14 protein-coding genes are annotated in these 12,952 nt (G+C 73.0%); 8 read left to right on the top strand and 6 right to left on the bottom strand.

All coding sequences use genetic code 11. The annotated features are described in order from the left end of the window. Window positions 1-404: helix-turn-helix domain-containing protein (locus SJ20_RS05900; protein ID WP_304413451.1), on the top strand; the 404-nt coding region annotated here is incomplete at its 5' end. 121 nt (window positions 405-525) lie between these two features. Here SJ20_RS05900 and SJ20_RS05895 read toward each other — a convergent pair. Together SJ20_RS05895 and SJ20_RS05890 are read right to left on the bottom strand one after the other, a co-directional pair. Further along, window positions 526-1,848, bottom strand: coding sequence for an MFS transporter (locus SJ20_RS05895; protein WP_235281266.1), 1,323 nt, complete (start codon window positions 1,846-1,848; stop codon window positions 526-528). Continuing rightward, entirely contained in the window at window positions 1,845-2,573 is a 729-nt protein-coding gene (locus SJ20_RS05890; RefSeq protein WP_044659273.1) for a class I SAM-dependent methyltransferase, read from the bottom strand. Before SJ20_RS05890 ends, SJ20_RS05895 begins: the two co-directional genes overlap by 4 nt. 295 nt (window positions 2,574-2,868) lie before the next feature. Here SJ20_RS05890 and SJ20_RS05880 point away from each other — a divergent pair, with 295 nt between their 5' ends. The 6 genes from SJ20_RS05880 (at window position 2,869) to SJ20_RS05855 (ending at window position 8,729) form a co-directional block, all read left to right on the top strand. Beyond that, the gene (locus SJ20_RS05880) at window positions 2,869-4,218 is read left to right on the top strand and encodes an O-acetylhomoserine aminocarboxypropyltransferase/cysteine synthase family protein (RefSeq protein ID WP_044659269.1); all 1,350 of its coding nucleotides are present in this window, start codon (window positions 2,869-2,871) and stop codon (window positions 4,216-4,218) included. Window position 4,219: 1 nt separating this feature from the next. Beyond that, window positions 4,220-5,530 carry a cystathionine gamma-synthase gene (locus tag SJ20_RS05875; RefSeq protein WP_044659268.1) on the top strand — a complete coding sequence of 437 codons (1,311 nt, stop codon included), beginning with the start codon at window positions 4,220-4,222 and terminating at the stop codon, window positions 5,528-5,530. After that, entirely contained in the window at window positions 5,527-6,573 is a 1,047-nt protein-coding gene (locus SJ20_RS05870) for a putative oxygenase MesX (protein WP_044659267.1), read from the top strand. The genes SJ20_RS05875 and SJ20_RS05870 overlap by 4 nt, the downstream gene beginning before the upstream one ends. Beyond that, window positions 6,570-7,601 (top strand): methionine synthase, encoded by a 1,032-nt coding sequence (locus SJ20_RS05865; protein WP_036314939.1) that lies wholly within the window; start codon window positions 6,570-6,572, stop codon window positions 7,599-7,601. The genes SJ20_RS05870 and SJ20_RS05865 overlap by 4 nt, the downstream gene beginning before the upstream one ends. Window positions 7,602-7,799: 198 nt before the next feature. After that, on the top strand, window positions 7,800-8,141 hold the full coding sequence (locus tag SJ20_RS05860) for a luciferase family protein (protein ID WP_036314941.1): 342 nt from the start codon (window positions 7,800-7,802) through the stop codon (window positions 8,139-8,141). A 75-nt stretch (window positions 8,142-8,216) separates the two neighbouring features. After that, window positions 8,217-8,729 carry a helix-turn-helix domain-containing protein gene (locus SJ20_RS05855; protein WP_044659266.1) on the top strand — a complete coding sequence of 171 codons (513 nt, stop codon included), beginning with the start codon at window positions 8,217-8,219 and terminating at the stop codon, window positions 8,727-8,729. Window positions 8,730-8,766: 37 nt separating this feature from the next. Here the strand turns inward: SJ20_RS05855 and lysE are convergent, their stop codons facing one another. Continuing rightward, window positions 8,767-9,381, bottom strand: coding sequence for an L-lysine exporter (gene lysE / locus SJ20_RS05850; RefSeq protein ID WP_036314948.1), 615 nt, complete (start codon window positions 9,379-9,381; stop codon window positions 8,767-8,769). A gap of 71 nt (window positions 9,382-9,452) precedes the next feature. Here lysE and SJ20_RS05845 point away from each other — a divergent pair, with 71 nt between their 5' ends. Then, window positions 9,453-10,328 (top strand): ArgP/LysG family DNA-binding transcriptional regulator, encoded by an 876-nt coding sequence (locus SJ20_RS05845; RefSeq protein ID WP_012751104.1) that lies wholly within the window; start codon window positions 9,453-9,455, stop codon window positions 10,326-10,328. A gap of 24 nt (window positions 10,329-10,352) precedes the next feature. On the opposite strand, the gene SJ20_RS05840 is transcribed toward SJ20_RS05845, so the two are convergent. From SJ20_RS05840 to SJ20_RS05830, 3 genes are all read right to left on the bottom strand, one after another. Continuing rightward, complete coding sequence (locus SJ20_RS05840; protein ID WP_044659265.1) at window positions 10,353-11,423, bottom strand: GNAT family N-acetyltransferase; 1,071 nt, start codon at window positions 11,421-11,423, stop codon at window positions 10,353-10,355. Window positions 11,424-11,899: 476 nt separating this feature from the next. After that, window positions 11,900-12,268 carry a hypothetical protein gene (locus SJ20_RS05835; RefSeq protein WP_044659264.1) on the bottom strand — a complete coding sequence of 123 codons (369 nt, stop codon included), beginning with the start codon at window positions 12,266-12,268 and terminating at the stop codon, window positions 11,900-11,902. Next, the gene (locus SJ20_RS05830; RefSeq protein WP_044659263.1) at window positions 12,265-12,648 is read right to left on the bottom strand and encodes a TetR/AcrR family transcriptional regulator; all 384 of its coding nucleotides are present in this window, start codon (window positions 12,646-12,648) and stop codon (window positions 12,265-12,267) included. Before SJ20_RS05830 ends, SJ20_RS05835 begins: the two co-directional genes overlap by 4 nt. Window positions 12,649-12,952: the final 304 nt, after the last annotated feature.

Here is a 12,952-nt window from a genome sequence, read left to right as displayed (position 1 = left end):
CACCACTATCCGGGACTCAACTTCGGCTCGCCGAGTTCCCGGCGTTGCTGGCGGCTATGGCGGCCCAGGTGCACGGCGCCTCGGCGCCGATGTTCTCCCCGGAGGCCGTGCGCGTCCTGGCGCAGCAGCACTGGCCGGGCAACCTGGTCGAGCTGGAGTACGTCGTGGGCCGTGTTGGGCGGAGGGCTGGGGGCGGCCGTGTGACGGTGGCTGAGCTGCCCGCATCACACCGTGGGGAAGGGACTGTCCCCCTCCTGGGCCTCGAACGGGCCGAGCGGGAGGCGATCATCGACGCATTGGAGTCGGCCGGCGGCAATAAGGTGCGGGCCGCCGCCGCGCTCGGGGTGAGCCGGGCGACGCTCTACCGCCGCCTGCGCACCCTGCGCATCACGCAGGAAGGCTGAGCGGGGCCAGCCGGGTGCCGGGCTGGACGCGCGGCGGGGTGGTCCCGCGCCGGGCCGACGTTCTCTACGCGGGTCGTCCTTATTCCGGACGGCCCGCGCAAGGAGCATCGGTCGCGCGGATTCAGCGCTCAGCCGTCCTCGGCCCGAGATGTCGCGCGGCCGGCACGACGGCGGCCAGCGAGACCACCGCCAGGACCTGCCACCCCGCGAGCGCCCAGCCGACCCCGAGCGTCGCCCCGAGCGCACCTCCCGCGAGGGTCGCCAGCGGCACGGAGCCCCGGGTGAGGGTGCGGCGCATCGCGGTGACCCGCCCGAGCGTGCCCTCGGGGCAGGCGCGGGCGGTCACGGCAGCCTGGGTGATGTTCCCGAGCAGGACCATGAACCCCCAGAGGGCGGCGCCGGCCAGCAGCCACGGCCCGGCATGAGCGCGGTCGGCGTAGGCCAGCAGGTGCAGCCCCACGGCCACGGCGCAGCCGACCGAGCCGAGGAGGATGCACCGGCGCTCGCCCAGGCGGTCGATGGCCCGGCCCGCCAGGGACGAGGCCGTCAGTGCCCCGACCGCGCCCGCGGTGATCTGGACGCCCAGGAACTCCGGCCCGAGCCGCAGGTCGGTCAGGATCCAGACCGCCTCGACCGGGGCGAAGAGGGCCATGCCCACGTTGGCGGCCACCGACCCCATCGTCAGCAGCCACAGGACCGGGGTGCGCCGCAGGACCGTCCACCCCTCCGCGGCGTCCTTCCCGAACCGGGCCCAGCGGGACAGGACGTCCGCGACGCCGGGGTCCCCGTCGTCGTCCGGAACGTCCGCCGCGGCGGAGGGCCGCAACCGCACCCGGAGCGCGACGATCGCCGCCGCGAAGAGGAACGCCGTCGCGGTGCCGAGCACGGGTCCCGCGCCCAGCGACCCGACGAGGACGCCCGCCGCGGCGGGCACGATCAACACAAGGGCGGCGTCGGCGGACTCGAGCCGCGCCGTCAGGCGGGCGACGGCGGTGGCCGGCACGACGCGCGGCACGAGCGCGGTCTGGGTGGTCTCGGCCAGCACCGTGAGCACGCCCAGCAGGGCCATGACGGCGGCGAGGTGACCGAACGTGAGCGCGTCGAGCGCCCACGCCACGACGAGCGAGCCGAGCACCGCCGCCTTGGCGAGGCCGGTGGCCGCGAGCAGCCGCGGGCTGAGGTGTCGGTCCACCACGATGCCAATGGGCACGCCGAGCAGGAGGAATCCCAACCCGGAGAGCGTCATCAGCACGCCCATGCCGTCGGCGCCCACGCCGAGCAGGAGCACCGCCAGGACATCCAGGGCGACGTCCGTGGCAGACCGGCCACCCGCGTCGAGGGCGTTGGAGGCGACCAGCCACCGCGCCCGTCCTTCCGGCGGCGGGGGCGTCCCAGTGTCAGGGGTGCGGGGGGCAGGCGTCTGGCGACGCGGGTCCGTGCTCACCGCCACACGTGGAGCAGGTAGCCGTAGCTCAGTGACGTTGCTGCGGGGTGCTCGGCGAGCCACGCGTCGGCGACCCCTCGCTCGAACTCCAGCCGCAGGACGGCCTCAAGGTCGGCGCGGGAGTCGAAGGTCCACGAGCTCATGACCTCGCGGGTCTGGGCCCCGACGCCGGCCCACCACTCGCGGGCGTACGTGTCCTGGCCCTGCGCCGGGGCGTTCGTGCTCGCCCGCAGCAGCTCGGCGAACTGGCCGCGCTCGGTGTCGTTGTCGATCACCACGAGCGCGCCGCCGGGCCGCAGCACCCGGGCGACCTCGTCCAGGCCGGGTCGGACGTCCCAGCGCGGGTGCGGGAAGAAGTACGCGAACCGGGCATGCACGACGTCGACGCTCGCCTCCGGCAGCGGGATCTGCTCGGCCGAGCCGTACAGCACGCGCGCCCCGCCGGGGCGGGCGCGGGCGGCCCCCAGCAGGCGCACGTCCGGCTCGACGGCGATCGTCTCGGCCGCGTCGGCGTAGCGGGGCAGCCAGAAGCCGGTGCCCGCACCGAGGTCGAGCAGCGTCCGCCCGGCCCAAGGCGCCGCCTCCTGCAGCGCCGCCCAGAGGGCGCCCTCACGGTCCATGGCCGCGTTCTCTATCTCGTACAGCGCCGGGTCCACGCCCTGGTTGCCCGAGGGACGGAAGTCGGGCAGGCCCGTGGCCGGTCCGCCCGGTGTGCTCTGCGTCATGCCCGGGAGTCTGACACACCCCCCCTCCACGCCGGTCCGTCACACGGGTCTGCCACGGCCCGCCGCGCCCCGGAGAGGCTCCGGCCGGTCCTGGATGGCGCGGTGGCGGCTCATGTGACGCGCGAGCCGGCCGCCCGCTGGACTCGCGGCGGCCCACCGCGTGGGATGGGCTCACCACCCATCCAGAGCGGCCGAGAGATCTGGCTCGACGACGCCGCAGCAACCCGCCCGCCGGACCCGGACCCCCGGGAACGGCAGGCCCGGTGCTACCGCCAGGACCGATGGAGGAGAGCAGATGCCCCGTCACGCCACACAGCAAGTCCACGCCGGCTACGAGCCCGCCGCACCCCACCGGCCGGTCGTCCCGCCCATCCACCAGACCACGGCGTTCCGTTTCCCGGACCACGCCACGGCGGCATCGATGTTCCGGCTCGAGACCCCCGGCTTCACCTACAGCCGCACGGGCAACCCGACCGTCGCGGTGTTCGAGAACCGCCTCGCCGCACTGGAGGGCGGCATCGGCGCGATCGCCACGGCCACCGGCCAGGCCGCCGTCGCGCTGTCCCTGCTGGCGCTGCTGCAGGGCGACAAGCACCTGGTCGCCTCCAGCCAGCTCTACGGGGGCACCGTCGACCTGCTGACGGACACGTTCGCGGACTTCGGCATCGAGGTCACCTTCGCGGACCCGGCGGACCCGCCCGCGTGGGCCGCCGCGGTCCGGCCCGACACGCGCGCGTTCTTCCTCGAGGCCATCACCAACCCGCTTGCCACCCTCCCGGACCTGCCGGCGCTCGCGGACCTCGCCCACGCGGCCGGTGTGCCCGTGGTGGTGGACAGCACCCTCGCGACGCCGGCCCTCTACCGGCCGCTGGAGCACGGCGCCGACGTCGTCGTGCACTCGGCCACCAAGTTCCTCGGCGGACACGGCGCGGTGCTCGGCGGCGCGATCGTGGACGGCGGCACGTTCGACTACGGCGCGGCGCCGGACCGGTGGCCGCAGCTGGCCCGGCCCAAGGCCCGCTACGGCGGGCAGACGCTGGTCGAGCGGCACGGCCGTGGCGCCTACCTGACGCTGGCCCGCAGCAAGTTCCTGCACGACCTCGGCCCCACCCTCGCCCCCGCGAGCGCGGCGCAGTTCATCCAGGGGCTCGAGACGCTCGACCTGCGCGTGGCCCGCCACACCGCCACCGCGCTGGCCGTGGCCCAACACCTGGCCGGGCACCCCGCGGTCGCGCGGGTGCACCACCCCGGTGTGGCCGGGCATCCCAGCGCGGCGCTGGCCGCCCGCGACTTCCCGGACGGCGTCGGCTCGGTGTTCTCCTTCGACCTGGCCTGCGGCCCCGAGGCCGTGGCCCCGTTCCTCGACGCGCTCGAGCTGTTCCAGCTGGTGGTCAACGTCGGCGACGCCCGGTCCCTCGTCTCCCACCCGGCGACCATGACGCACTGTCGCCTGACGCGGCAGCAGCGCGAGGCCGCCGGGATCGCCGAGACCACCGTCCGGCTCTCCATCGGGCTGGAGTGTCCCGACGACCTGATCGCGGACCTGGACCGTGCCCTGGCCGTGGTGACCGCCGCCGGGCCGGCCGTCCCTGCCACCACGCCCGCCGTCCCCGAGACCGCCGCCGTCACCCAGGAGGTGCGCTGAGATGACCGCCGTCCACCACACCACCCGCTCCGTCTCCCGTCCCGCCGTCCGCGGCTTCACCACCACCGCCGTGCACGCCGGGCAGGAGCCCGACCCGCTGACCGGCGCCGTGGTGCCGCCGATCTACCAGACCAGCACCTTCGTGCAGGACGGCATCAACGTGCTGCGCGCCGGGCATGAGTACAGCCGCGGCTCCAACCCGACCCGGAACGGCTTCGAGACCCAGCTCGCCGCCCTCGAGCACGGCGACCGGGCGTTCGCGTTCGCCTCCGGGCTCGCCGCCGAGGACGCCCTCCTGCGGGCCGTGCTGCGCCCCGGCGACCACATCGTGCTGGGCGGCGACGGCTACGGCGGCACCCACCGCCTCATCACCACCGTCCTCGAGCCGTGGGGCGTGTCCAACACCCCCGTGGACATCACCGACCCGACGGCGGTCGCCGCGGCCGTCCGTCCCGGCCGCACCGCGCTGCTGTGGGTGGAGACGCCGTCCAACCCGCTGCTCGGCATCGCGGACCTGGCCGCCTGGGCGCAGATCGCCCACGACGCCGGCGCGCTGCTGGTCGTGGACAACACGTTCGCCTCGCCCTACCTCCAGCGGCCCCTCGACCTCGGCGCGGACGTCGTGGTGCACTCCACCACCAAGTACATCGGCGGGCACTCGGACGTGCTCGGCGGCGCCGTGGTGGTGGCCGACCGCGAGTTCCGCGGCCGGGCGCTGGCCGAGGCCGTGGCCTACCAGCAGTTCGCCGCCGGCGCGGTCGCCGGCCCGCAGGACTCCTACCTCGCCGCCCGCGGCCTCAAGACGCTCGGCCTGCGCATGGACCGGCACGGCGCCAACGCCGCCGCGCTCGCGGGCTGGCTGCAGGGCCGCCCCGAGGTCGCCCAGGTCTTCTACCCCGGGCTGCCCGACCACCCGGGCCACGAGCTCGCCGCGCGGCAGATGGACGGCTTCGGCGGCATCGTCTCCATCCGGTTGGCCGGGGGAGAGGCCGCGGCCCGCGCCTTCGCCGAGGCCACCGAGCTGTTCGCGCTCTCGGTCAGCCTCGGCGGGGTCGAATCGCTGCTCTGCTACTCCTCCGAGATGACCCACGCCTCCGTGCGGGGCACGCCCCTGGCCGTCCCCACGGACCTGGTCCGGCTCTCCGTCGGCATCGAGGACGTGGCCGACCTGCAGGCGGACCTCGAGGCCGGCCTCGAATGTGCCGCACGCGTCGCCGCCGGCCGCGGGGCGCCGTCGTCGTCCGCGGTGCCCCGTCCCGCACCCGCCCACCACCGCACCACCCACGCCCGCACCCCGGAGAGGACCCGATGAGCCACGCCACCCTTGTCCCGAGCACCGTGCCCACCCGCGTGGACGACCTGACGTTCAGCATCCACACCACGCCGTTCGACGAGGACTACACGCCCGCCGCCAGCACGCGCGCCACCACGAACTTCGCGAACCTCGCCCGCGGCGCGGACCGGCGGGAGAACCTGCGCGCCGCCCTGGCCATGATCGACGGGCGCCTCAACGACCTCGCCCCCTGGGACAACCCGGAGCGGGACCGCTACACGGCACGGATCGAGATCGTCTCGATCGACGTGCACTTCACCGCCGACGACGGCGCAGACGTCGACTTCCCGCTCATGGAGATGCTCGACGTGCGGGTGGTCGAGCGCGCGACGGGCGCCGTGCTCGGCCGCAGTGTGGGGAACAACTTCTCCTCCTACGTCCGCGACCACGACTTCTCCGTGGTGCTGCCCGCGCACGCGGCGACGTCGCCGGGGACCGAGGAGCCCGACGGCTTCGGCGACCTGCACGGGCGGCTGTTCCGGCACCTGCTCGACTCGCAGGCGTACCGGGATCGGTTCCCGCAGCCGCCCGTGATCTGCATCAGCGTGTCCACGAGCCGCACCTACCGGCGGCTGACGAACGAGCACCCGGTGCTCGGGGTCGAATACCGCCAGGACGAAGCCTCCCGCACGGACCGCTACTTCGGCCGGATGGGCCTGGGGATCCGGTGCTTCCTGCCGCGCGGGGCCGTGGCGCCGCTGGCGTTCTACTCGCGGGGCGACCTGCTCAACGACCACGCGAACCTCTCCCTGGCCGGGCTGATCGCCACCATGGAGACCTTCCAGCGGATCTACCGGCCGGAGATCTACAACGCGAACGCCGGGGCCGGCGAGGTGTACCGGCCGCGCCTGGACCACGGCGACTTCTCGCAGACCCGGATCGCCTACGACCGCGAGGAGCGGGCCCGCCTCGGCCGGGAGCAGGGGGAGTACACGCAGGAGCACTTCGTGGGCCCGCACCGCGACCTGCTGGAGCGCTGGGCCGCCGCCCACGCCGCACGAGACAACGAGGAGACCCGATGACCACCCTGATCCCCACCGCCCTCGTCGGCAGCCTGCCGAAGCCCGGCTGGCTCGCCGAGGAGGAGACGCTCTGGTCGCCCTGGAAGCTCGAGGGGGAGCAGCTGCGCGAGGGCAAGCTCGACGCGCTCGCCCTCGCCGTGGCCGATCAGGAGCGTGCGGGCATCGACATCGTCTGCGACGGCGAGCAGACCCGCCAGCACTTCGTCACCACGTTCATCGAGCACCTCGGCGGCGTGGACTTCGACCGGCGTGAGACGGTGCGGATCCGCGACCGGTACGACGCGAGCGTGCCGACCGTCGTCGGGGAGGTGGGCCGACCGGCGCCGGTGTTCGTGGACGACGCGAAGGCCCTGCGCGCGCGGACGGACCGGCCCATCAAGTGGACCCTGCCCGGGCCGATGACCATGATCGACACCCTCGCCGACCGCCACTACGGCAGCCGCGAGAAGCTCGCGTGGGAGTTCGCGCGCATCCTCAACGAGGAGGCGCGGGAGCTGGCGGCGGTGGGCGTCGACGTCGTGCAGTTCGACGAGCCCGCGTTCAACGTGTTCTTCGACGACGTCCGCGACTGGGGCGTGGCGACGCTCGAGCGTGCGGCCGAGGGCCTGACGTGTGAGACGGCCGTGCACATCTGCTACGGCTACGGGATCAAGGCGAACAACGACTGGAAGGCCACGCTCGGGGAGGAGTGGCGCCAGTACGAGACGTCGTTCCCCCTGCTGCGCGAGTCCACGATCGACACGATCGCCCTGGAGCGGCACCACTCCCGGGTGCCGGCGGAGCTCATCGGCCTGCTGCGCGGCAAGAAGGTGATGGTCGGCGCGATCGACGTGGCGAGCGACGAGATCGAGACGCCCGAGGAGGTCGCGGCGACCCTCCGGGAGACCCTCGAGTTCGTGGACGCGGACAAGCTGATCGCGAGCACCAACTGCGGCATGGCGCCGCTGGCTCGCTCGGTGGCGCGGGACAAGACGGCGGCGCTCGTGGCCGGCGCGCGGATCCTCCGGGAGGAGCTGGGCGGGGAGTGAGGGGGGCCTGATGGCCTTGCCTGGCCGGCGGGGCCCCGCGTCAGGATCGTCTGCATGGATCCTGATGCGAGCCCCCGTGTCCGGCTCACCGCTGACGATCCCCGGCCGGGCAGTCGTCCCGCGACGTCGACCGAGGGGCCCCACCGACAGCTTGATCAGCGATCATCGCCGGAGCTGTGGGGCCGTCTGGTCGCTGCGGTGTTCGCCCTCGACGGCGTCGAGGAGGGCCACAGCACCGTCTCGCCAGCAACGTCGCGCGCCCTCCACCTGACAGGCCGGCCGGAGGAGCGCACCCCGGAGGTCAACCTCTCACCAGGCCGGCGCTGGGAGCCGGTGCACCTGCATGGGGTGGACGACACGTCAGTGCACCTCGTCCTGGCGCCCGAGCGCGGCGTCCGTCTGGCCGAGCTCGGATGGCTCGAACCGCATGGCTACGCGGACTTCGGCACGGAGTGGATGCTCTACGGTCCGCGGGACGAGGCAGAGCTGGCCGTCGTCGTCGGGATCATCGAGGAGTCGCTCGCCTACGCGCGCGGTTGACGCAGCGCCCCGGAGCGGGGAAGCGGACGCGAGAGGAAACTGCGAATTTTTCGTTTTCGCGGGTAGTCTTGTTCCATGACTGCGACGGTGAATGACAAGCACACGGTGCTGCCGCCGACGGACCTCGAGGAGATGCTCGACGTCGGCAGGTTCCTCGACGGCCTGACGCAGCCGGCCGCCCTGGTCGGCCCTGATGGGCAGAAGGTCCCCCTGCCGCCAGAGGCTTTCAACGTCCTGCGGGACGTCGTCGAGGCGATGCGGGTGGGCAAGGCCATCACGGTGGCACCCGTCGACCAGCTGCTCACGACACAGGAGGCGGCGAACTTCCTCGGCATCAGTCGTCCCACGCTGGTGAGGCTGCTCGAGGAGGGCGCGTTGCCGTACGAGAGGACGACCGGTGGTCGGCACCGACGCATCCGGCTCCAAGACGTCGTGTCCTATCAGCGGCGAAAGCGTGGGGAGCGGCGCGCCTCGCTGAGCGACCTCGTCGGGGAGGCCTCGTCTGCGGGGCTCTACGACCAGAAGGCGGAGTCCTACCGCGAGGCGTTGCGTCAGGCTCGCGCCGACCTCCGGGGTGAGCGCGGGTAGTGGCTCGTGCCGGAGGCGCGCTCCGGCGTCTACCGACTCATCCCCACACGCCGGAACCGGCGATGAGCCGGACCGCGAGCACCGCCATGACCACCGCGATCACCACGTCCACCACGCGCCACGCCTTCGGGTCGGCGAGCACCCGGGCCAGCAGGCGCGCGCCGTAGCCGAGCGCGGTGAACCACAGGACCGAGGCGGCGACGGCGCCGGCGGCGAAGACCCACCGCGCGTCGGGACCGTGCTGGTTGGCGAGGCTGCCCAGCAGCACCACGGTGTCCAGGTAGACGTGCGGGTTGAGCCAGGTCAGCGCGAGCGTGGTGGCGATGACCGAACCCGCGGTGCGCGGCGCCTGCTCGGCCACGAGCCCCTGCGGGCGCAGCGCGGCACGCAGGGAGGAGACCGCGAACCAGAGCAGGTACAGGGCACCGCCCCAGCGCAGCACCTCGAGCAGCCACGGCACGGCCTGCACGAGCGCGCCCACCCCGGCGGTGCCGGCCAGGATCAGCACGGCGTCCGAGGCCATGCACACCAGCACGACGGCGCCCACATGCTCTCGGCGCACGCCCTGGCGGAGCACGAAGGCGTTCTGGGCGCCGATGGCGACGATGAGGGCGAGTCCGGTGAGCAGGCCGGTGCCGGCGAGGGTCCACATGGGTGAGGACGCTAGAGCCCGGCCGGGCCTGAGCCAAACGAAGAGAACTGCAGGTGCCTAAGCTCTACTTCATGAACCTGGATCAGCTGCAGGCGCTACGTGCGATCGCCGACGAGGGCTCGTTCGAAGCGGCCGCGTACGAGCTCGGCGTCAGCGCCTCCGCGGTCAGCCAGCGCATCCGCGCCCTGGAGCGGGAGGTGGGCCAGGTGCTGCTCCGGCGCGGCACACCCTGCGAGCCGACCGAGGCCGGCATCGGCCTGGTGCGCGTGGCCCGGCACATGCGGGTGCTCGAACAGGAGGCGTGGGCCGGGCTGGGCCGCACGGCGGCCGGGCGCAGCGTCACCTCCCTGGCCGTGCCCGCCGACGTGCTGGGCACGTGGTTCGGGCCCGTCCTGGCCGAGGCCGCCGACTGGGACGACACGGTCCTGGACCTGCACGTCGAGGACCAGGACCACAGCGCCCGGCTGCTGCGCCGGGGCGAGGTGCTGGCCGCCGTCACCACGGAGCCGCAGCCGGTGCAGGGGTGTGCGGCGGAGCCGCTGGGGAGCATGCGCTACGTCCCGCTCGCCTCGCCCGCCCTGCTCGCCCGGCACGCGGCGGGCGACGTCGTCGACCTCGGCGCGATGCCCATGATGCGCTACAACGCGAAGGACGACCTGCAGCGCCTCGCGCTGAGCGGCGCCGGGCTGGACGTCGCCCCGCCCACGCACCTGGCGCCGTCGTTCGACGGGTTCCACCGGTCCGTCCGGGCCGGCCTGGGGTGGGGGATGCTCGTGGACGCCCAGGCCGTCGAGGACGTGCGCGCCGGCCGGCTGGTCCGCGTGCCCGGGCTCGACGACGTCCTCGTGCCCCTGTACTGGCAGGCGGCCACACTGCCCGTGACGCGCCTGGTGCGGCTCACGCGGGCGGTGCGGGAGGCGGCCCAGCGGACGCTCGAGCGGGGGTGAGGCGGCGCCGCGGGTCGCGGGCCGTCAGCGACGTCGCAGCGGTGCCGGCGCTTCCATGGACGCCTCGGCCAGCACGGGCCGGAAGCCCAGCGCCTCGTTGACGTCGAGCATGTGCCGGTTCTCCTCGGCGTTCCACGTGATGATCGCGCGGGCCCCGGGCAGCGCGTCGCGCACGGCGATGAGGTTCGCCGCCTTCACGCGCATGCCGAGGCGGTGGCCGCGGTGCTCGGGCAGCACGATGGTGTCCCACTGGTCGATGAGCCCGTCCGGGCGCGAGCGGGGCGCCACCAGCTCGCTCAGGGCAACGATCCGACCGGTGGCGCGGTGCCGCGCCACCGCGCGGAAGAGGCGCCCGGTCGTGAGGATCTGCTCGTCCATGCGACGCACGCGGGCCGCGTCCCACACCTGCTCCACCACGGTGCGTTCCCCGGAGGGCACGTCCGTGGCCATGCGGGCCTTGAGGACGGCAAGGTCGTCCTGCAGGGACGCGTCGGCCGCGCCCTCCCAGGCGTGGAGCTCGTAGTCCGACGAGACGCGTTCGGCCTCGGCCAGGGCGACGGCGGGGTCGATCCCCGGATCGGCGAAGTCATACCGGCTCACCCGCTCGGTCTGGACGAGCGCGAAGCCGTAGGACTGGGCGAGACGCACACCCGGATGCTCGGCGGGCGCCGCGCCGACGCCGTTGGGCGGGGTGAGCGCCCGTTGCCCGGCCACCGGCCGCGGCGTCAGCGGCCAGGTCTCGAAACGCGTGAGGCCGGCAGTGTCCAGGACGAGTCGCTCGGCCAGCGCGCGGCCGTGGCCGCGTCCGCGGTGCCGCGGGTGGACGTAGACGTTGAGGGCGGCCGCGTCAGGGTCGTCGACGTGGTTGATCAGGACGCGGGCGTAGCCGACCGCCTCGCCGTCGACGTACGCCAGGTAGCGGCGCTGCGTGTGGTCGGTCTCGGCGGCGGCCTGGATGAGCGCGTCCGTGGGGGTCTCATCCCACTCGGTCGTGCCGATCAGCTCGTGGTTGTACTCGTCTCCGAGGCGGCAGTAGGCCCGCCAGTGGGGGTCGTCCGACGAGGCGGGCAGGGGGAATTCGATGATGTCAGGCATGCGGTGACTGCTTTCTGCAGAAAGGGGTGGGCGCAGAGGCACCCGTCGAGCCGTGCTCGAGACGGGCGCGCGGGGAGGCCGGTGGTGGGTCGTCGGATCCACGGGGTCACTGCTGCTGCATCATGGGGTGAACTGTGTCACGACGCGGATCGGGGGGCAAGGGCTTTTGCCGGAGAGATGCAGGCAGATTCCACCTGATGCGCGGGGAACTCTTCGCAGGTCGGGCGGGATCCGGTCGGAGTGAAAACTGGGTGTCCAGGTGGGCGCCCCCGCGGGCCCCAGGGATCGCCCGAAACGTACGGGCGGCTGCCGCTCTAGCGGGTTGGTTGTGGCGAGCCGTGTGGCGGGCGGACAGGGCCGGAGGGGGCGCACACGGCGCATGGCGGGGCCCCTCGTCACAAACGACCGATTGTGCCGCCTGGGCGAGCTTGCCGGACGGGCGGGGCGATCCGTCGGCGCCCCGATTCTCTGATGGTTTAGCTCTGGGCGGGTTCGATCGCCCCGTTGACGAGCCGCACGACCTCGTGGGGGTCCTCGACCGTGACCATCACGCGCTCGTACTCCTCCTCCGGGCTCAGGGTGAAGACGACGACCTTCTCGTAGCCTGAGATGTTCCAGAACTGCTTGTTCCCGCCAGCGTGGAAGGTGCCGGAGAGCTTGTTCGGCAGACCCAGTCCGGGGCCACGCCACCCCTTGGGCTCGTTGCGCAGGTCTGGATCGTAGGTCGCGCCCAGGACGTGCTCCAGGGGGAACTGCAGCTTGCCAGTGAAGGACCACAGCTTGTCTAGGCCGGTGGGCTCAATGGTCAGGGTGCCATCCTTGATGGTGACCGTGTTGTTGCTCATGAGGTGCTCCTTTTCTGCGGGGTCGAGATGCCGGCTCGGGTGAACAGGCGCTCGGCGAGGACGGCGGGGGTGATGTGGAAGCGGGCGAGGACGGCGGCGACCTTCTGCTGTATGCGCTCATCGGACGGAGCAAGATCGGTCAGCGCCACCAGGCAGAGGTCCAGTCGGGTGGCGGGGTCGACTTCTGGCTCGCATACGTGGTCGAGGGCGCGCAGGAACAGGCCTTGCTTGCTGCCGAAGACGCCGTAGAGGCTGCTGCGGTTCACGCCCGTGGCCCGCACGAGGTCCTCGACGGAGGTGGCGTGGAACCCGCGGTTGCAGAAGACGTCTACCGCCGCGGCAATGGCGGTCGCTTCGTTGAACTCTCTGGGCCTGGGCATGGTTACAGAATGATCGTTCCAGAACGATCAGTCAAGACCGGAATGGCCTAGGGGGAGTTGGGTGCCAGCTGCGGGTCGGTTTCCAGCGGAGCGGGCCCCGCGTGGGAGCTGTCTGGCGAGGGTTGTGGCGAGGATTCAGTCCGCCCCACACGACCGTTTGCGCCCTTAGTCCGAACACGGAGAGTGGCTGGGCAGATGCGTCACGGGAGTTTTCGCCGAGGGGCCTCCCGGCGTGCGTCTGATGCGACACTGGCCGCATGAATATCGCTTGGACCAGACGGCCTAGGTGTTGTGGGTCATGAGG

The organism is Micrococcus sp. MS-ASIII-49, from assembly GCF_000946635.1.
Taxonomy (GTDB): Bacteria; Actinomycetota; Actinomycetes; order Actinomycetales; family Micrococcaceae; genus Micrococcus; species Micrococcus luteus.
This window is presented reverse-complemented; position numbering and strand designations above follow the sequence as displayed.